At 69.6% G+C, this 18,838-nt stretch carries 17 protein-coding genes, 3 tRNA genes and 1 pseudogene; 2 read left to right on the plus strand and 19 right to left on the minus strand.

Going from position 1 to position 18,838, the window contains the following annotated elements:
- Positions 1-40: 40 nt before the first annotated feature.
- The 18 genes and pseudogenes from gltB to ACSQ14_RS11570 all read right to left on the minus strand — a co-directional run bounded on the left by gltB (position 41) and on the right by ACSQ14_RS11570 (position 15,437).
- Positions 41-4,681, minus strand: coding sequence for a glutamate synthase large subunit (gltB, locus tag ACSQ14_RS11485; RefSeq protein WP_436012790.1), 4,641 nt, complete (start codon positions 4,679-4,681; stop codon positions 41-43).
- 341 nt (positions 4,682-5,022) lie between these two features.
- Positions 5,023-5,099, minus strand: a tRNA-His gene (locus ACSQ14_RS11490).
- A gap of 137 nt (positions 5,100-5,236) precedes the next feature.
- Complete coding sequence (locus ACSQ14_RS11495) at positions 5,237-5,944, minus strand: energy transducer TonB (protein ID WP_436012792.1); 708 nt, start codon at positions 5,942-5,944, stop codon at positions 5,237-5,239.
- A gap of 3 nt (positions 5,945-5,947) precedes the next feature.
- The gene (locus ACSQ14_RS11500; RefSeq protein ID WP_436012794.1) at positions 5,948-6,403 is read right to left on the minus strand and encodes a biopolymer transporter ExbD; all 456 of its coding nucleotides are present in this window, start codon (positions 6,401-6,403) and stop codon (positions 5,948-5,950) included.
- 6 nt (positions 6,404-6,409) lie between these two features.
- On the minus strand, positions 6,410-7,300 hold the full coding sequence (locus tag ACSQ14_RS11505) for a MotA/TolQ/ExbB proton channel family protein (RefSeq protein ID WP_436012796.1): 891 nt from the start codon (positions 7,298-7,300) through the stop codon (positions 6,410-6,412).
- Between the two features lie 674 nt (positions 7,301-7,974).
- Positions 7,975-8,050 (minus strand) — tRNA-Phe (locus tag ACSQ14_RS11510).
- Positions 8,051-8,113: 63 nt separating this feature from the next.
- Positions 8,114-8,284 carry a DNA gyrase inhibitor YacG gene (locus tag ACSQ14_RS11515; RefSeq protein WP_436012798.1) on the minus strand — a complete coding sequence of 57 codons (171 nt, stop codon included), beginning with the start codon at positions 8,282-8,284 and terminating at the stop codon, positions 8,114-8,116.
- Entirely contained in the window at positions 8,281-9,321 is a 1,041-nt protein-coding gene (locus ACSQ14_RS11520; protein WP_436012800.1) for a ribonuclease E/G, read from the minus strand. The genes ACSQ14_RS11515 and ACSQ14_RS11520 overlap by 4 nt, the downstream gene beginning before the upstream one ends.
- Complete coding sequence (locus ACSQ14_RS11525) at positions 9,318-9,905, minus strand: Maf family protein (RefSeq protein WP_436012802.1); 588 nt, start codon at positions 9,903-9,905, stop codon at positions 9,318-9,320. The genes ACSQ14_RS11520 and ACSQ14_RS11525 overlap by 4 nt, the downstream gene beginning before the upstream one ends.
- 12 nt (positions 9,906-9,917) lie before the next feature.
- Positions 9,918-10,019, minus strand: coding sequence for a hypothetical protein (locus ACSQ14_RS11530; RefSeq protein ID WP_436012804.1), 102 nt, complete (start codon positions 10,017-10,019; stop codon positions 9,918-9,920).
- Positions 10,020-10,112: 93 nt separating this feature from the next.
- Positions 10,113-10,583 carry a low molecular weight phosphatase family protein gene (locus ACSQ14_RS11535; protein ID WP_436012806.1) on the minus strand — a complete coding sequence of 157 codons (471 nt, stop codon included), beginning with the start codon at positions 10,581-10,583 and terminating at the stop codon, positions 10,113-10,115.
- Between the two features lie 3 nt (positions 10,584-10,586).
- On the minus strand, positions 10,587-11,063 hold the full coding sequence (locus ACSQ14_RS11540) for a UPF0262 family protein (RefSeq protein WP_436012808.1): 477 nt from the start codon (positions 11,061-11,063) through the stop codon (positions 10,587-10,589).
- Positions 11,064-11,152: 89 nt separating this feature from the next.
- Positions 11,153-11,246: pseudogene (locus ACSQ14_RS11545) on the minus strand (hypothetical protein); the annotation flags it as partial.
- Positions 11,247-11,275: 29 nt separating this feature from the next.
- A complete protein-coding gene (locus ACSQ14_RS11550; RefSeq protein WP_436012810.1) occupies positions 11,276-11,881 on the minus strand; it encodes an SH3 domain-containing protein in 606 nt (201 codons plus the stop codon).
- Between the two features lie 283 nt (positions 11,882-12,164).
- On the minus strand, positions 12,165-13,445 hold the full coding sequence (gene hisD / locus ACSQ14_RS11555; RefSeq protein ID WP_436012812.1) for a histidinol dehydrogenase: 1,281 nt from the start codon (positions 13,443-13,445) through the stop codon (positions 12,165-12,167).
- 10 nt (positions 13,446-13,455) lie between these two features.
- Positions 13,456-13,884 carry a DUF2948 family protein gene (locus tag ACSQ14_RS11560; protein WP_436012814.1) on the minus strand — a complete coding sequence of 143 codons (429 nt, stop codon included), beginning with the start codon at positions 13,882-13,884 and terminating at the stop codon, positions 13,456-13,458.
- Complete coding sequence (gene murA / locus ACSQ14_RS11565; protein ID WP_436012816.1) at positions 13,884-15,176, minus strand: UDP-N-acetylglucosamine 1-carboxyvinyltransferase; 1,293 nt, start codon at positions 15,174-15,176, stop codon at positions 13,884-13,886. The genes ACSQ14_RS11560 and murA overlap by 1 nt, the downstream gene beginning before the upstream one ends.
- Before the next feature lie 99 nt (positions 15,177-15,275).
- On the minus strand, positions 15,276-15,437 hold the full coding sequence (locus ACSQ14_RS11570) for a hypothetical protein (RefSeq protein WP_436012818.1): 162 nt from the start codon (positions 15,435-15,437) through the stop codon (positions 15,276-15,278).
- Between the two features lie 103 nt (positions 15,438-15,540).
- On the opposite strand from ACSQ14_RS11570, the gene ACSQ14_RS11575 reads away from it, so the two are divergent.
- A tRNA-Thr gene (locus ACSQ14_RS11575) sits at positions 15,541-15,615 on the plus strand.
- 61 nt (positions 15,616-15,676) lie between these two features.
- Here the strand turns inward: ACSQ14_RS11575 and ACSQ14_RS11580 are convergent.
- Positions 15,677-16,432, minus strand: a complete 756-nt coding sequence (locus tag ACSQ14_RS11580; RefSeq protein WP_436012820.1) for a class II aldolase/adducin family protein — start codon at positions 16,430-16,432, stop codon at positions 15,677-15,679.
- Between the two features lie 186 nt (positions 16,433-16,618).
- Between ACSQ14_RS11580 and ACSQ14_RS11585 the strand changes: the two genes are divergently transcribed.
- Entirely contained in the window at positions 16,619-18,790 is a 2,172-nt protein-coding gene (locus ACSQ14_RS11585) for a molybdopterin-containing oxidoreductase family protein (protein WP_436012822.1), read from the plus strand.
- Positions 18,791-18,838: the final 48 nt, after the last annotated feature.

Here is an 18,838-nt window from a genome sequence, read left to right on the forward strand (position 1 = left end):
GGCTGAGGCCGGGTGGGACTGGGTCTGGCGTAAGACTCGGTTACTCGGCGGCGACCGGCGCGGCTTCGCGCTGCGCCTGCATGTCGAGCAATGCCCGGCGATAGTCGGTCGGCATCACCTTCACGAAGTCGCCCAGCGCCTGGTCCCAGTTGGCCAGGAGTTCGCCGGCGCGTTTCGACCCGGTGTACAGCTGATGCCGCTCGACCAGGATCCGCAGGCGTTCGGCGTCGAACCGCAGCATGTCGCCCATGCCGTTGTTCTCGACCGAAGGGGCCCGCTGGGTCGGCCGCGCCGCCTCGTCGGCCGAGGTCGGCGGGGTCGCCGGGCCGATCGCTTCCAGCTCCACCATGGAGGTGTTGCAGAGCGCGCGGAACCGCTTGTCGGGGTCGTAGACGTAGGCCACGCCGCCGCTCATGCCGGCCGCGAAGTTGCGCCCGGTGTCGCCGAGCACGACCACCACGCCGCCGGTCATGTATTCGCAGCCGTGGTCGCCCACGCCTTCGACGACCGCCACCGCGCCGGAGTTGCGCACCGCGAACCGTTCGCCGCCGACGCCTTCGAAATAGGCTTCGCCGGCGATCGCCCCATACAGCACCGTGTTGCCGATGATGATGTTGCGGGTCGGCTCACGCTTGGAGCCCTTCGGTTGCCGCACGACCACCCGGCCGCCCGACAGCCCCTTGCCGACGTAGTCGTTGGCGTCGCCGGACAGCTCCAGGCTCACGCCGCGGGCGGCGAACGCGCCGAAGCTCTGCCCGGCGGTGCCGAGGAACTTCAGCTGGATCGTGTCCTCGGCCAGACCGGCGTGACCGTAGCGCTTGGCCACCTCGCCCGAGAGCATCGCGCCCACGGTGCGGTTGATGTTGCGCACCTGGTACTCGCCCTGCACCGGCTTGCCGGCTTCGAGCGCCGTCTTGGCGTCGGCGATCAACGTGTGGTCCAGCGCCCGGCCCAGACCGTGGTCCTGGCGGTCGATGTTCCACAGGCCCTTCGCGTTCTCGGCCGGGGCCGAGTAGAGGATCCGCGACAGGTCCACGTTGTGGGCCTTCCAGTGATCCAGCGCCGGACGCATGTCGATGCGGTCCACACGACCGATCATCTCGTTGATCGTCCGGAAGCCCATCTCGGCCATGATCTCCCGCAGCTCTTCGGCGACGAAGAAGAAGTAGTTGATCACGTGTTCCGGCTGGCCGGTGAAGCGCGCGCGCAGCACCGGGTCCTGGGTCGCCACCCCCACCGGGCAGGTGTTGAGGTGGCACTTGCGCATCATGATGCAGCCGGCGGCGATCAGCGGCGCCGTCGCGAAGCCGAACTCGTCGGCCCCGAGCAGCGCGCCCACCGCCACGTCGCGGCCGGTGCGCAGACCACCGTCGACCTGCACGGCAATGCGGGTCCGCAGGCCGTTCAGCAGCAGGGTCTGCTGGGTCTCGGCCAGGCCGATCTCCCAGGGCGAGCCGGCGTGCGTCAGCGAGGTCAGCGGCGAAGCGCCGGTGCCGCCTTCGAAGCCGGAGATGGTCACATGGTCGGCGCGCGCCTTGGCGACGCCCGCCGCGACCGTGCCGACGCCCACTTCCGACACCAGCTTCACGGAGATGCGGGCGACCGGATTGACGTTCTTCAGGTCGTGGATCAGCTGCGCCAGATCCTCGATCGAATAGATGTCGTGGTGCGGCGGCGGGCTGATCAGGCCCACGCCCGGCGTCGAGTGACGCACCCGGGCGATGTTGCGGTCGACCTTGTGGCCGGGCAACTGGCCGCCCTCGCCGGGCTTGGCGCCCTGGGCCATCTTGATCTGGATGTCGTCGGCGTTGACCAGGTATTCGGCGGTGACGCCGAACCGGCCCGAGGCGACCTGCTTGATCGCCGAGCGCATCGAGTCGCCGTTCGGCAGCGGCTTGAAGCGGTCGGATTCCTCGCCGCCCTCGCCGGTGTTCGACCGGCCGCCGATGCGGTTCATCGCCAGCGCCAGCGTGGTGTGCGCCTCGCGGCTGATCGAGCCGAAGGACATCGCGCCGGTGGCGAAGCGCTTGACGATCTCCGAGGCCGGCTCGACCTCGTCCAGCGGGACCGCCTGGTCCGCCGGCTTCAGCCGCATCAGGCCGCGGATGGTCAGCAGCCGCTCGCTCTGCTCGTTGATCGAGCGCGAGAAGTTCCGGTACTCGTCAGGCAGGTTGCCGCGCACGGCGTGCTGCAGCCGGGACACCGATTCCGGGTTCCAGGCGTGCGCCTCGCCGCGGATGCGGTAGGCGTACTGGCCGCCCACATCCAGCATGTTCTTGTAGATCGGGTTCTCGCTGTAGGCGTCGCGGTGACGCCGCACGCTTTCCTCGGCGATCTCCTTCAGGCCGATGCCTTCGATCGTCGTCGCGGTGCCGGTGAAGTACTTCTCCACCAGTTCCGAGGACAGGCCCACGCCGTCGAAGATCTGCGCGCCGCAGTACGACTGGTAGGTGGAGATGCCCATCTTGGACATCACCTTCAGCACGCCCTTGCCGATCGCCTTGATGTAGTTCTTGCGAACTTCATAGGCGCTCTGCGCCAGGCCGTTGTCGACGCGGATCTGCTCCAGCGTCTCGAACGCCAGGTACGGGTTGACCGCTTCGGCGCCGTAGCCGGCCAGCACGCAGAAATGGTGCACCTCGCGGGCTTCGCCGGTCTCGACGACGAGGCCGGTCTGCATGCGCAGGCCCTGACGGATCAGGTGATGGTGCACCGCCGCGGTGGCCAGCGCCGCCGGGATCGGGATGCGATCGGCCGACGCCGCGCGGTCCGACAGGATCAGGATGTTGACGTCGGCCAGCACCTGTTCGGTGGCTTCGCGGCAGAGCCGGTCGAGCGCCGCCTCCAGGCCGCCCACGCCGTCCTCCGCCGACCAGGTCGTGTCGATGGTGGCGGTGCGGAAGGCGCCGTCCAGCAGTTCGTGGATCGAACGGATCTTCGCCAGGTCCTCGTCGGTGAGGATCGGTTGCGAGACCTCGAGCCGCTTGTGCGTGCCGGCCTGGCGGCCGAGCAGGTTCGGGCGCGGGCCGATCATCGACACCAGGCTCATGACGAGCTCTTCGCGGATCGGGTCGATCGGCGGGTTCGTCACCTGGGCGAAGTTCTGCTTGAAGTATTCGTACAGCAGCTTCGCCTTGGACGAGAGCACGGCGATCGGCGTGTCCGAGCCCATCGAACCGATCGGATCGTCGCCGGCGCGGCCCATCGGCTCCAGGAAGAAGGCGATGTCTTCCTGGGTGTAGCCGAACGCCTGTTGGCGATCGAGCAGGTTGGACGGATCGTTCGCCAGCTTGCCAGCGGTCTCGCCGGCCAGCGACAGCTCCTCGAGCTTGAACTGGGTCTCGGCCAGCCACTGCTCATAGGGCTTCGCCTCGGCGAGGCTCGCCTTGATCTCTTCGTCCTCGATGATGCGACCGGCTTCCATGTCGATCAGCAGCATCTTGCCGGGCTGCAGGCGCCACTTGCGGACGACCTTCTCCTCGGGGACGTCGAGCACGCCGACTTCCGAGGCCATGATCACGTTGTCATCGTCGGTGATGACGAAGCGCGCCGGCCGCAGGCCGTTGCGGTCGAGGGTCGCGCCGATCTGGCGGCCGTCGGTGAAGGCCACCGCCGCCGGCCCGTCCCACGGCTCCATCAGGGCGGCGTGGTACTCGTAGAAGGCCTTCCGCTTGGTCTCCATCAGCGGATTGCCCGCCCAGGCCTCGGGGATCAGCATCATCACCGCGTGGGCCAGCGGATAGCCGCCGGCCACCAGCAGCTCGAGCGCGTTGTCGAGGCAGGCGGTGTCCGACTGCCCGTGCGGGATCAGCGGCCACATCTTGTGCAGGTCCGGCCCGAGCAGGTCGCTCTCCATCGAGCGACGCCGCGCGTTCATCCAGTTCACGTTGCCGCGGACGGTGTTGATCTCGCCGTTGTGGGCGATGAACCGGTACGGGTGGGCCAGCTTCCACGACGGGAAGGTGTTGGTCGAGAAGCGCTGGTGAACCAGCGCCAGCGCCGACGTCGCCACCGGGTTCTTCAGGTCTTCATAGAAGCCGCCGACTTGGTCGGCGAGCAGCAGGCCCTTGTAGACCACGGTCCGCGTCGACAGCGACGGGATGTAGAGCTGCGACAGGCCCGGCAGGTTGCGCTTGGCCGCCAGCTCCGCCAGCGGATTCTGGATCTGCTTTCGCACCGCCAGCAGCTTGCGCTCGTGCGCGTCCTGGTCGGCGATGTTCGGGCCGCGGCCGATGAAGCACTGGCGGATCACCGGCATCGAGGCCAGCACCGCCTCGCCCAGGCCGTTCAGGTTGACCGGCACGTCGCGCCAGCCGATCAGCGGCTGCTTCTCGACCGACAGGAAATGCTCGAACTGCTGGACGGCGGCGCTGCGCGCCTCTTCGTCCTGCGGCAGGAAGCACATGGCGACCGCGTACTCGCCGGCCGGCGGCAGGGCGACGCCCGCGCCTTGCGCCCACTCACGATAGAGCGCGTCCGGGATCTGAATCAGAATCCCCGCGCCGTCGCCCACGAGCGGATCCGCGCCCACCGCGCCGCGGTGATCGAGGTTGACCAGGATTTTCAGGCCGGCCTCGATCGTTTCGTGAGTTTTGCGACCTTTAATGTTGGCCACGAAACCCACGCCGCAAGCGTCATGCTCGTTGCTCGGATCGTACAGACCTTGCCGGGAAAACCCCATTCGCTCGTCCTCAACTCCCACACGCGCACGCAAAAACGCGGCCCGACCCAACCCCGAGTCGGACCGATCTTGCGCAATCGCGCGCATTTACCCGGCAAATGGGGATGTGTCGATGGGAGGGAAGCCGCAGCTTGGGGAGAAAATTGCGGCGGAGCGCCGCAAGCGCCCATCTAGGGGGCAAACTGATCCCTTGCTGGGCGCCGGCCGTGGCCGACGAGCAGTCTGAAGGCGACCGGCGACCAGGTCGCTCGAAGCTTCAGGTCGCGGCGCCGTCAGGCCTGGGCGCAGGGCCCCAGGGCGGCGACGCGGGGCCTGAGAAGCCGCCCCGTGGCGTAGCGCGATGGTACCGCCTTCCCGGATCGAACGGGAGACCTCCAGAGCCACAATCTGGCGCTCTAACCAACTGAGCTAAGGCGGCGCATCGCGAGGGCGGCGTTGTAGTCGCGCCCGGCGGCGTGATCAAGCCGTTCTCCCAAGAAAGAGAAAGAGACCGCGCAGAAAGAAAAAGGCCCCGGAGCTTGCGCTCCAGGGCCGGTTTCTCGAACACCCCTCGCCTCAGCCTTTCGGCAGGCGGAAGGCGATCGGGATGACGATCTTCCCGCCGTCGACGGGAGAGCCATCCTTGGTCATGGGCCGCATCTTGAAGAGGCGGCTCATCCGCAGAGCAGCTTCGCCGAAACCGGCGTCGCTCGGGCTTTCGTTGGCGACCGAGCAGCTTTGCAGCGTGCCACGGGCGTCGACGGTGCAGCTGATGCTGGCCCGGCCTTCCACGTTCATCCGTTGGGCCCGTTCCGGATAATACCGTTCCAGGTCCTCAGCCGACGGACGACGGACCCAGTCCGGCTGCGTGATCACCGAGGCGCGCGGGGGTTCCGGCGGCGGCGGCGCAGGCGGCTTGGGCTCTTCCACCCGTTGCGGCACCGGCGGAACCGGCAGCGGCGGGATGGTCGGCACGTTCGGCATGGCCACCGGCGGACGAGGCTGAAGCTTCGGCGGCGGCGGCGGCGGCGTGTTCGGCGGCGGCGGAGGCGGCGGCGGCGGCGGCGGGGCCTGAGGCTTGATCAGGGCCACGTCGGTGACGTCGTCCGAGTACTCCTGGAACTTCGGTTCGAACCGGCTTTTCCAAAGATATGCAGCGAGCGCGACGTGGGCGATGCCCGCGAGCGTGATCGCGACGATGAAACCCTTGCTCCGCTTGGGACGGGGGATGTCGAACGGGTTGTGACCCGGGTGGGCGATGTCGCGCTGTTGAGTTTCAGACATGCGTCACGTCCCCGCCGGACCCACGGGACGCTTGTCTTCGCCGACAAGCGCCACGCTGTAGAACCCGTTGTCCTGCAGCATGTTCATCACGCCCATGAAGTCGCCGTAGAGCACGTCCTTGTCGGCGCGGATGAAGATCCGTTCCTTCGTCGGATTGCGCTTGGCGCCCAGGGAGGACCGCAGATCGTCGCCGAGGGTGGCGAGGTCGGTCTGCGAGTCCTGGATGAAGATCCGCCCATTGCTCTGGAGCGAGATGTATATCGGCTTCGGCGGGTTGGCGGACGCCTTGGCGACCGCCTCAGGGAGAGCCACCTTCACGTTCACCGACGCCATGGGCGCGGCCACCATGAAGATGATCAGGAGGACCAACATAACGTCCACGAAGGGCGTGACGTTGATCTCTGCGTTTTGCTCTTCCTGATATTTCCCCCCCCCAGAGCCTCCTAGTTTGGCTCCCATGGTGGGTTAGGCTCCTTTGTCGAGCTGTCGGGAAATCGCGTTCATCAGTTCGGCCACGAAGCCTTCAGTGCGCGCGCCGTAGGCCGAAATCCGCGTCTGGAAGTAGTTGTAGAAGATAACCGACGGGATGGCGGCGAACAGGCCCAGACCGGTGGCCAGCAGGGCTTCGGCGATGCCGGGCGCCACGACGGCCAGGTTGGTGGTGTTGGTGTTCGCGATGCCGATGAACGAGTTCATGATCCCGTAGACGGTGCCGAACAGACCGATGAACGGACCGTTGGAGCCGACCGACGCGAGGAACTGCATGCCGCCCGAGAGACGACGGGCAAGCGAGGCCTGCACGGCGCCGACCGCCGAGTGGGCGCGGTCCAGGGTGGTGTCGCGGTGCTCGCCGGAGACCTGCAGGCCAGCCTGGCGGGACAGTTCGACTTCGGCGGCGGCCGCGGCGGCCATGTCGGCCAGCGGGTTGCCTTCGAACTCTTCGGACTGGGCGATGCGGCCCATGTCGTTGACCGACTTCGCGCCGCGGAAGGCCTCAAGGAAGCTGTCGGTGGTGCGGTTCAGCGAGCGGAACTCGATCAGCTTGGTGATCAGGGTCGCCCACGAGAACAGCGACGCCAGCATCAGGCCGATCATCACGGTCTTAACGACCGGGTCGGCGTCCATGAACATGGTGCCGACGTTCAGCTTGCCGCCATGAGCGACTTGCGGCGGCACTTCGGCCTCGGCGGGCGCGGGCGCGGGGGCCGGCGCGGCGGCGTTGCCTTCCGCGGTCGCCGCAGCCGGGGCGGAGGCGGCCGGATCGGCGGCGTTCTGCGCGAACGCGGGCGCGCTCGCCATCAGCGCCATCGCGCCGACGAGAGCAATGAGGGAGGTCTTCCGTTTGTTGTCGAGCATCTGTCGCCAGTTCCTGGTTGGTCTAGCACGATTGGCCGGAGGGTCGTCGCGCGAGAGCGTCTCCACCCTAGTTTAAACAAGCCCGCCGCCCGTCCCCGGACCCGGGGTGTGGACGACAGAGCCGCTGTCGCTGCGCGACCCCGTTACGCGTACTCCCAACTAAGTGCGGAAGCTTGGCGTTTCGAAGCGCGTGGCGACTTCGTCTCCCCGATGGGGATCACGAAGTCTTACCGCTATGTTAGACGGGCGGCTGCGGACCTTTGGCAACCCCTTATTCAAGCGTCAAGTGGTAGGACGGCCTGTGCGACGGTCGGGGCCCCTGCCCGCGGCCATCTATGTTGCAACGCACAATATTAGCCACCTGTCTCGCCCAGGGAACTGACCCGCCTGACGGTTTTTCGGCGCCGCAGTGCAATACCGACCGGTCGAACCGCGATCTCAGAACCTGGGCCAGACGAGACTGGACTTTCCGCTACGGAAGGTAGACCTCGCCCCCCGGGCGCCCTCGGTTTCATCGTCGCACTAGGATGCGAACCGCGCTTGAGACCGTAATCTTCGCCATTGCCCGCGGCGGCGCGTGGCGTGGCGGTTGGGCTCAACCGAACCCGCCGCCGGCGCGGGCGCCGACCGTTCTGCGCCAACCGGCGCGGTCTCATTCTAAGGTCTGGAAGGAATGGTGCCTGGGGGCGGATTCGAACCACCGACACGCGGATTTTCAATCCGCTGCTCTACCAACTGAGCTACCCAGGCTAGGGGCCGCCGACGCGGGAGCCGCTCTATAGGGGAGGCTTTCCGGGAAGTCTAGCCACCCGATCACTCTTCTGTCGGATCGTCCTGGGGGCCCTGCTCGTCCTCGACCGCCGGGACCGCGTAGCGGTCGCTCAGCCAGCGCTGCAGGTCCACATCCGCGCAGCGTTTCGAGCAGAACGGACGGAAATCGGTCTCGGTGGGACGCCCGCAGATCGGGCATTTCGACTGGGTCATGCGGCGGCGACGTCGAAGTTCTCGCGGGTGCGGACGGGATCCGGCTCGAGGGAGAAACGCGCGCCGATGCGTTCGGTGAGCTCGGCCGCGAGCGGCTTGGCGGCCGCCGCGACCGCGGGGGCGCAGCGGGCGACGAGCCGCGCGCCGGGTTGCGCCGCCGCCTCCGCCTGCAGGCGGCGAATCAGCCGCTGGGCCAGGCTGCGGTCGCTCAAGGCGCCGTCCTCGCGGCAGAGAATCTCGGCCAGCGGCTGGGTGCGCCGGGGCAGCGACAGCTCCAGCGTGCCGAATCGGCCGATCGGCTCGATGGCGACGCCGGGATTGTCGCCGGCGAAGGCGGTGCGCGCCGCCGCCAGCAAGGTCTTGGCGTCATGGCCGCGGCCGACCAGGTCGATCACTACGATCCCGCCCAGGCTCTTCAGCCGCAGCAGCCGCGCGGCCAGCTGGATGGCGGCGAGATTCGCCGCCCGGGTGACCCGCTTGGCGTCCGAACCCTTGCGCTCGCCGAGGTCGACGTCGATCGCCGTCAGCGCCCGGGTGGGCTCGACTGCCAGCGTCCCGCCCCCGGGCAACGCATGCAGCACCTCGAGCGCCTCGGCCTCGGCCTCATCGGCCGCCTCGCGCGCGGCGCGGCCGGTGCGCAGTTCGGCCTCGCGCGCCAGCCCCTGCAGGGTCTCCGCCAGCGACGGGGCCTCGGCCAGCAGCCGTGGGCGTCCTTCCGCCGGGCCGAGCAGCCGGGCGATCGGCAGTTTGCCGCGCCGCGGTTCGCTGCGAATCTCCACCTCGATCACCTCGCCGCGGACCGGCCGCGAGTCGGGCTTGAACTGCAGGATCGCCTGACGCCCGTCGCCGAGATCGAGGAAGGCGGTGTTGAGCGCCGGCTCGACGCTGGCGACCACGGCGACCAGCCGCGCGCCAAGCCGCAGCCGCGGGTCGTCGCCGGCCCGGCGAATCAGCAGCCGCTCGGGGCCCCCGTCGAGGGTCACCACCCCGCGGGATTCGCCGATGCCCTCGTCGAGGTAGATGCGTCGCTCGCTCATGGCCGCTGATAACCCAGGCCGATCAGAAGGTTGAGGCTCTCGTAGAGCGGCAGGCCGACCACGCCGGTGTAGGAGCCCTGCAGTTCGGTCACGAAGGCTCCGGCGCGGCCCTGGATGGCGTAGCCGCCAGCCTTGCCCTGCCCTTCCCCGCTGTCGAGGTAGGCGCGCAACTCGTCAGGCCCCAGCCGCTTGAAGCTGACCCGGGTCTCGACCAGGCGCTGCGCCCGGCGGCCGTCCGGCCCGACCGCGGCCACCGCGGTCAGCACGCGGTGCGCGCGCCCGGACAGCAGCTCCAGGCAACGGCGGCCCTCGGTCGCGTCCTCGACCTTGGGCAGGACGCGCCGGCCGACGGCGACCACGGTGTCGGCGGCCAGCACGAAAGCGCCGCGCTCGCGCTCGGCGACGCAGGCCGCCTTCTCCGCCGCCAGCCGAATCGCCAGCCGGCGCGGGGTCTCGTCGCGTTGAGGGGATTCGTCGAGTTCGGCTCCGACGACGGCGTCAGGGGTGACGCCGATCTGGCGGAGGAGGTCGAGGCGCCTTGGACTGGCCGAAGCGAGCACCAGGCGTTGAGCGTTGAGTGTCAAACCGCAGGGCCTTTAGCGAACGCGGAAGTTGATCCGGCCTTTGGTCAGGTCGTAGGGCGTCATTTCCCCGAGAACCCTGTCGCCGGCCGAGACGCGGATGCGGTTCTTACGCATCTTGCCCGCCGTGTGGCGATAATTTCGTGATCGTTCTCGAGCTTCACGCGAAAAGTCGCGTTGGGCTCAGCTCGGCGAAGCGTCCGCGGCGTCCTAGGGGCGGAATCGGCGGGCGATCCGATGGGCCAGCGAATCGCGGACCAGCCGGTAGGCGTCGAGCCGGACCAGCCGCGAGCCCTCGGTCAGCGTCGGGTCGTGGATCGGCCAGTATTCGATCTCCGCGGCCCGGCCGCGGGCCATCTCGACCGCCCGGTGCTGCGCCTCGGGCGTGAGCGAGATCACCAGGTCGAAGCTGTCGTCCTCCAGTTCATCGAAGGTCTTGGTCTTGTAGCCCGACAGGTCGCAGCCGATCTCGGCCATGACCTCCTGCGCCAGCGGATCGACCGTCAGGCGTTCGTCGGGATCGACGAAATCCGGGGCCCGCTTGAGCCCGCAGCTGTCGACGTAGATCCGGTCGCCGGCCAGCCGCTTCAGCAGCCCCTCGGCCATCGGCGAGCGCACCCGGTTGAAGTTGCAGGCGAACAGCACCGCGCCGGGCGCGGCGGCGGGCGGCTTCTCAGACACGCCTCAACCCCGCCGATACAGGGCGCAGATCAGGGTGAAGAGCCGACGCGCCGTATCCAGGTCGGTGTCGATCTTGCCCTTGAGCCGCGTCCTGAGAAGCTCGGAGGCTTCGTTGTGCAGGCCGCGCCGCCCCATGTCCAAGGCCTCGATCTGCGCCGGCGTCGCGTTGCGGATCGCCTGGAAGTAGCTCTCGCAGATCATGAAATAGTCGCGGATCAGCGAGCGGAACGGCGACAGCGAGAGGATGTGTCGCCGCTCGTACTCCGGCCCGCTGACGTCCAGCACCAGCCGATTGTCCACCAGCCCCATCTGCAGCGCATAGGGACCGCCCTCCGCCCCCTCCGGCGCGAAGTAGTTCTCCTCGAGCAGGTCGAAGATGGCGATCTGCCGCTCCTGTTCCTGGTCGCGCGACGCCGCGGCGAGGGATTCCTCGTCGAGCTGTACGCTGTGCAGGTGGTGGGTCTTGCGGGGCGAGGCCATGGATCCGGGGGAGCGGCGCGCCTGCACCTTTAGGCCATTCCGCCCCGGCCCGTCATCCCACCGCTTGGAGGAACCTCCGCCGCAAGCTCGTCATCCCGGACAGCCTGAAAGGCCGATCCGGGACCCAGAAGCCGTGCGTACCGCCCTGGGTCCCGGCTCTCCGCTATCGCTCCGGCCGGGATGACGGAGCGGAAGGGCCGAGGCCCCCCACCCTAGTACGAGGCGTAGCGGTAGCCGTCGGCGCGGGTGTAGGCGCCCTTCACATAGCCGACGCCGACGCCGTTGCGGCCGACCAGGATCCAGTCGCTGCCGCGCACTTCGGCCAGCGCCTCGAAGCGCTCGCCGCGGCGCAGCTGGCCGACCCGTTCGCCGCCTTGCGACGGCGCCGCCCGCAGGTTCACCGTCTGGGTGGCGACCAAGGTCTGGCCGACCCGATCGTAGCTGGCCGGGGTGACGCCGGAGTACAGGGCGTAGCCGTTGTGGCGATAGGTCCGCGCGCCGTAGGCCGCCGTTTCGCGCTGCACGTCGTTGTGCTGCATCTGGCAGCCGACCGCCGAGCCAACGCCCGCGCCGACCGCGGCGCCCAGCACCGTGCCGGTGCCCCGGTTGCCGTCGGCGATCCGGTTGCCCAGCAGGCCGCCGGCCAGCGCGCCCAGCAGCGCGCCGCGCTCCTGCTTCACGCCCGCCGCGCCGCAGCCGGTGACGCCGGGGATCAGGGTCTCGGCCTGCGCCGGCGCCGCGGCGCCCGCCAGAGCCGCCGTCGCCAGCATCGCCGCCAGCGCCGCGCTCATCGCCTTCGAGGTCTTCAGGGTACGCATGAGAGAACTCCCCTCTTTCTTGTCTTCAGGAGGCGTCGCCGCCTCGATGAGATGCAAGATAGACGGGGCTGTCTGAACGGCCGCCGCGCTGGCGCTGACAGCTATTGTTCAGCTTCGCAGCCGCTCCCGTCTGTCATCCCGGAAGGCGCGCAGCGGCTGTCCGGGACCCAGGAACACGGCGCGTCAGATCAGGTCGCGGGCGGCGCCGCTGAAGACAGTCACGCCTGCCGGTGGTCTTGGGTCGCGGTCTTTCGCTCCGCGAAAACCGGGATGACAGGAGCGCTTACTTCCCGAGCCGGATCGCGGCCGAGCGGGCGTGCGCCGGCAGGCCTTCGGCCTCGGCGAGCGCGACGGTGTGCGGGCCCAGCCGGGCGAAGGCGGCGGGATCGCACTTCACCATCGAGGTGCGCTTCAGGAAGTCGTACAGCGACAGGCCCGAGGAGAACCGCGCCGCGCGGCTGGTCGGCAGCACGTGATTCGAGCCGGCCACGTAGTCGCCGACCGCCTCGGGCGTGTAGCGGCCGAGGAAGATCGCGCCGGCGTGGCGGATCTGTCTGGACAGGTCGTCGGGATCGGCCACGGCGAGTTCGACGTGCTCGGGCGCGATCAGGTCGACCAGCGCCGCCGATTCGTCCTGGCGAGCGATCACCACCGCGCCGTGGTCGCGCCAGGAGGCGCGGGCGTCCTCGCCGGTGGCGAGCTGGCCGAGCTGCGTCTCGACCGCAGCCTCCACCTGGGCGGCGAAGGCCTCGTCGTCGGTGATCAGGATCGACTGGGCGGCCGGGTCATGCTCGGCCTGGGACAGCAGGTCCGCGGCGATCCAGTCCGGGTCGTTGGCCGCATCGGCGACGACGACGATCTCCGAGGGCCCGGCCAAGGCGTCGATGCCGACCACCCCATAGACCCGGCGCTTGGCCGCGGTGACGAAGGCGTTGCCCGGGCCGACGATCTTGTCGACCGGGGCGATCGGCCCGGCCCCATAGGCCAGCGCGGCCACCGCCTGGGCTCCGCCCACCCGCCAGATCTCGGTCACCCCGGCGGCCTTGGCGGCGGCCAGCACCGCCGGCTGCAGCCGGCCGGGCGGCGTCACCATGGCGATCCGCCGCACGCCGGCCGCCGCCGCCGGCACGGCGTTCATCAGCACCGTCGAGGGATAGGCGGCGCGGCCGCCGGGCACATAGATCCCGACCGCGTCGAGCGGCGTCCAGCGCCAGCCGAGCTCGACGCCGTCGGCGTCCTTGAACCACTGGTCCGCCGGCCGCTGGCGCTCGTGATAGGCGCGGATGCGCTCGGCGGCGAAGGCGATCGCCTCGCGCACCTCCGGCGCGCAGGCCGCGGCCCCCGCCTCGATCTCGTCGCGCGAGACGCCGATCGTCGCTTCGGTCAGCTCGACCTTGTCGAAGTCGCGGGCGAAGCGCAGCAGCGCCGCCAGGCCCTCGGCGCGGACCGCGGCCAGCACGTCGGCGACGATCGCGTCGACGTCATGGGGCGTGTCGCGGCGCTCTTCGACGAAAGCCTTGAAGGCGGCCTCGAAGCCGGGATCGGTGGTGCGGAAACGGCGCATGGTCTTCTACTTAGAGCTCGTGAGCCGGCTTGCGAGGGGTCGGCCACGGTTGCGAGACATCGGCCAGCACGGCCTCGACGCATTCGACGGTCGCCCGCAGGTCGCCGCCGCCGGCGCAGGTCAGGGTCACCACGCCGCCGGGCGCCTCGCCCGGCTCGAAGGTCATGGCGAGGATTTCGAGCACGGCGGAGGGCGCTTCCCGGCGAATCTTGCGGGTCTGCACGTTCAGCACGCCGCCGAGCTGCAGCGCCGAACGCACCCGTTCGTCGCCGTCCGCCTCCCAGCGATAGCGGTTGAAGGCGATGGTCAGCCGCCGCGCCTTGGGCTCGAACTCGATGTCGCCGACCTTGGCGACGGCGTCCTGCATGGCGGCCGAGATCACCGCCAGGTCGTCGGCGTCCTGGGCGAGCAGGCGAAGCGGCGGCGCGGTTTCGGCCATTAGTCTTCCGCCATTTCGCCGTCGCCCTTGAGCCGACGGATCTGCGCGCCGCAGGCGCTGAGCTTCTCTTCCAGCCGCTCGAAGCCGCGGTCGAGGTGATAGACGCGGTTGACCACGGTCTCGCCGTGCGCCGCGAGGCCGGCGATGACCAGGCTGACCGAAGCCCGCAGGTCGGTCGCCATCACCTGGGCGCCTTCCAGCGCCTCGACGCCGCGCACCCGCGCCTCGCCGCCGTGCACCGAGATGTCCGCCCCCAGGCGGCCCAACTCGGGCGCGTGCATGAAGCGGTTCTCGAAGATGGTCTCCTTGATCACGCTCTCGCCGTCGGCCAGCGTCATCAGCGCCATGAACTGCGCCTGCAGGTCGGTGGCGAAGCCCGGATAGGGATCGGTCTCGATCTCCACCGCGCGCAGCCGGCCGCCGTCACGCTTCACGGTCAGGCCGTCCTCGTGGGTCGTCACCTCGACGCCGGCCTCGCGCATCTTGTCGATCAGCGCCTGGATGAAGTCGTGGCGGGTCCGCGTCAGCCGCACCTCGCCGCCGGCCATGGCGGCCGCCAGCGCATAGGTGCCGGTCTCGATGCGGTCGGCGATGACCGCATGGGTCGCGCCGTGCAGGCGGTCGACGCCCTGGATGCGGATGGTCGTCGTCCCGGCGCCTTCGACCTTGGCGCCCATCTTGTTCAGGCAGTCGGCCAAGTCGCCCATCTCGGGCTCGGCCGCGGCGTTCTCCAGCACCGTCTCGCCCTTGGCCAGCACCGCGGCCAGCAGCGCGTGCTCGGTCGCGCCGACCGAGACGAACGGAAATTCGATCCGCGCGCCGATCAGGCCGCGCGGGGCCTGGGCGTAGACATAGCCCTCGTGCAGGTCGATCCGCGCGCCCAGCGCCTCGAGCGCCTTCAGGTGCAGGTCGACCGGGCGCGCGCCGATGGTGCAGCCGCCGGGCAGCGAGACCTTGGCCTGGCCGCTGCGCGCCAGCAGCGGCCCCAGCACGTTGAACGAGGCGCGCATCTGCCGCACGAGGTCATAGGGCGCGAAGCCCGAGACGATCTCGCGGGTGGTCAGCAGCGTCTCGGCCCCGTTCGCGCCGTCACGCTCGACGACCTCGGTCCCGAGCCGCTGCAGCAGCCGGCCGAGGAAGCGCGTGTCGGCCAGGCGCGGCATGTTGGTGAGCAGCAGCGGCTCGTCGGTGAGCAGGCTGGCCGCCATCAGCTTGATGGCCGAGTTCTTGGCGCCGCTGATCGGGATTTCGCCCTTCAGCCGCGCGCCGCCCGTGATCGCGATGCGGTCCAATCCCAATCCTTCGAAAACGACCGCGAACGGAGCGTCGCGGGGGCAGCCCTGAAATGATCCCGCTATCTAGCCTGCGCCCTCGTCAGCGCAAAGGGCGGCTCAGGCGGAATCGCCATCCGCCGCATCCGGCTTGGGCTTGGCCGGGGCCTCGGCCTTGCGCCGACGCAGGTTGGCCCGCAGCGCTTCGGCGAGCTTGGCCTCGCGCCGGGCCTTCTCGTCCTGTGGGGGTTGCGCCTTGGAAGGAGTGCGATCCGTCGCCATCCCCGCTGGGTGCGACGGACTGTCCACAGGGTCAAGCAGGGGCGCCGCGATTTTCCGCTTCCCGCCGGGGGAATCGTTGGCTAAAGAGCGCCCCTCGCCTTTCGCCGCCGTAGCTCAGTGGTAGAGCGCATCCTTGGTAAGGCTGAGGTCGGCAGTTCAATCCTGCCCGGCGGCACCATCCATTCGCTGAGAAATCAGCGACTTAGCGGGCTCCTTCGGGAGCCCGCTTTCGTTTGGCCCTACTCCTCGCCGCGCCAGCCCGGATCGATGCGGTCGAGCTTGCGCAGCAGCGCCGGCCAGACCAGGTCGCGGGCGACCGCCTCCAGCCCGCCCATCGGCCGGAACTGGGCGACGCCGGCGATCACCTCCGGGGCGACCGGATGCAGCGGGCGGCCCATGGCCAGCGCCCGCACCTGGATCGAGCAGGCGGTCTCCAGGTAGTACATGGTGGTGAAGGCCTCGCCGATCGTGCGGCCGACGGTCAGGGTGCCGTGGTTGCGCAGGAACATCGCGTTCCTGTCGCCGAGGTCGGCGACCAGCCTGGCGCGCTCCTCGAGGTTGCTCGCCACGCCCTCGTACTCATGGAAGGCCAGGTCGCTGGCGACCAGCATCGCCGTCTGATTGAGCGGCAGCAGCCCCTCCTCCAGCGTCGAGACCGCGACGCCGTCCAGCGTGTGCAGGTGCACGGCGCAGTGCGCGTCATCCCGCGCCGCATGGATCGCGCTATGGATCACGAAGCCGGCGTGATTCACCTTCCAGGGCGTCGGGCTGAGCACCTGGCCGTCGAGGTCGACCTTCACCAGGTCGGCCGGGCGGATCTCGTCGAACAGCATGCCGAACGGATTGATCAGGAAGGCGTTCGGCTCCGGCAGCCGCACCGAGATGTGGGTCGCCACCAGGTCGTCCCAGCCGAACAGGGCCACGAGCCGGTAGGCGGCCGTCAGGTCGCGGCGCAACTCCGCCTCGGTCGCCTGCATCGTCGAAGTCGCGTTCATCTCGACCTCCGTCGCCGGAGGGTACGCCTGCCGTTTCCGACCCGAAAGCGGCGAACGACGATACGCGGGGGCGCTTGACGCGTTGAGACAAGATCTCGCGCACGGCCGTGTCCGACAGGGGCACGCCCGGGCCTTTGCCTCCCGGATGGCGCCTGCGATCCTGGAGGCAGCGCGGGAGGACTGGCGATGGCGCATAAGGCCAAGACATTCTGTCGGAACTGCGGGGCGCTCTGCGCCCTGGAGGTGACCGTCGAGGACGGCCGCGTGGTCGACGCCGTCGCCGACGGGACCGCCTCGCCCTACGGCGCCTATATGTGTCCGAAGGCGCTGGCCGCGGTGGACTTTCACAACGGGGCGGAGAACCGGCTGCTGAACAGCCTGAAGCGCGACGCCGCCGGCGGCTTCGCCGAGATCGCCGCCGCCCAGGCGCTGGACGAGATCGGCGCCAAGCTGGCGGCGCTGATCGCCGAGCACGGACCGCGTTCGGTCGCTGTCTATCACGGCACCGGCGCCTACCGCAGCGTGCTGGGCGGGCTGATGGAGAAGGCCTTCCTGGCGGCGATCGGCTCGCCCAGCCTGTTCTCGACCATGACCATCGACCAGTCGGCCAAGTGGGTGACCTCCGGCCGCCTGGGCGTGATGGCCAGCGGCAAGCCGAGCTTCCACGACGTCGACGTGGCGCTGCTGGCCGGCAACAATCCCGTGGTCAGCCACCAGACCTATCCGTTCGGGGCCGGTCACTCCGGCGCGCCGGCCCGCGCCTTCGCCGAGGCCAAGCAGCGCGGCCTGAAGCTGATCGTCGTCGACCCGCGGCGCACCGAGACCGCCCGCTACGCCGACCTGCTGATCCAGCCCCTGCCCGGCCATGACGCGGCGATCTTCGCCGCCATCGCCCACATCCTGCTGCGCGACGGAACCTACGACCGGGCCTTCTGCGACCGCTTCGTCAGCCAGGTCGAGGACCTGCGCGAGGCGGTTCGGCCGTTCACGCCGGAGCTGGCGGCGCGGCGCGCCGACGTACCGGTGGCGCAGATCGAAGAGGCCGCGCGGATGCTGGCCGGCGCGCGGCGGCCCTTCGTCGGCAGCGGCAGCGGCCCGTCGATGTCGCTGCACTCCAACCTCAACGACCACATGATCGAGGTCGTGAACGCCCTGCTCGGCGGCTACCGCCGCGCCGGCGACGCGGTGCGCAATCCCGGCGTGCTGAAGCCGCGCACCCTGATCGAGACCGCCATCGCCCCTGGCCGTAGCTGGGAGAAGGGCGTGAAGTGCCACAGCGCCAACATCGGCAAGCTGTACGGCGAATTCCCTTCCGCCTTGCTGCCGGCGGAGATCACCACGCCGGGCCCCAACCGCATCCGCGCGCTGATCAACTTCGGCGGCAATCCGGTGATGGCGCTGGGCGATCCACAGCGCGCCGTGCCGGCGTTCGAGGACCTGGAGCTGCTGGTCTCGCTGGACGCCCGGCTGAACGAGACCGCCCGCCTCTCCCACTATGTGATCGCGGCGTCGCAGCCGTTCGAGCGGCACGACATCACGGTGCCCGGCGACGCGCTGGCGCCCGAGCCCTTCGCCCAGTACGCCGCGCCGGTGGTCGAGAAGCCGGCCGGGGTGATCCACGACTGGGAGTTCTTCTGGGAGGTCGCCTCGAGGCTGCGGACGCCGCTCACCTTCAAGTACTGGACCTACGGCATCGAGTTCGACGCCATCCCCGACGGCCTGGAACTCGACCTCGACGTCGCGCCGGATCCCGAGGCGCTGATCCGCTACCTCTGCAAGGACAGCCGGGTCTCGTTCGACGAGCTGAAGGCCAATCCCAGCGGCGTGCGCCCCGAGCTCCCGCCGCAGTACGTCCGCGCGGTCGACGACAACGGCGCGCGGCTGGAGGTCTGCCCGCCGGACATCGCCGCCGAGCTGCAGGCGGTGCTGGCGGAGGACCAGCCCGACGGCCGCTTCCGCTACCAGCTGACCGTGCGGCGCATTCTCGAGGCGATGAACAGCGCCTACCGCGACTCCGCCGGCGTGGGCCGCAAGCACCCGGTGAACTGGGCCTTCATGAACCCCGAGGACATGGCCGCCGAGGGGCTGGCCGACGGCGATCTGATCGAGATCGCCTCCGAGCACGGCCGGATCACCGGCGTCGCCAAGGCCGAGGACCGGCTGCGCCGCGGCGTGGTCTCGATGACCCACCTGTTCGGCGACCTCGCGCCGTCGACCGAGCCCTGGACCCAGCGTGGCAGCAACACCGGCTGGCTCACTTCGCTCGACCGCTACCTGGAGCCGATCAACTTCATGCCGCGGTTCTCCGGCGTGCCGATCAACGTCCGGCGGGCGGCGGAGCGGCGGCTGGCGAGCTAAACATCTCGGTCATCCCGGACGGCCTGAAAGGCCGATCCGGGACCCAGG

Source organism: Phenylobacterium sp. LjRoot219 (genome assembly GCF_964252995.1).
Taxonomy (GTDB): Bacteria; Pseudomonadota; Alphaproteobacteria; order Caulobacterales; family Caulobacteraceae; genus Phenylobacterium.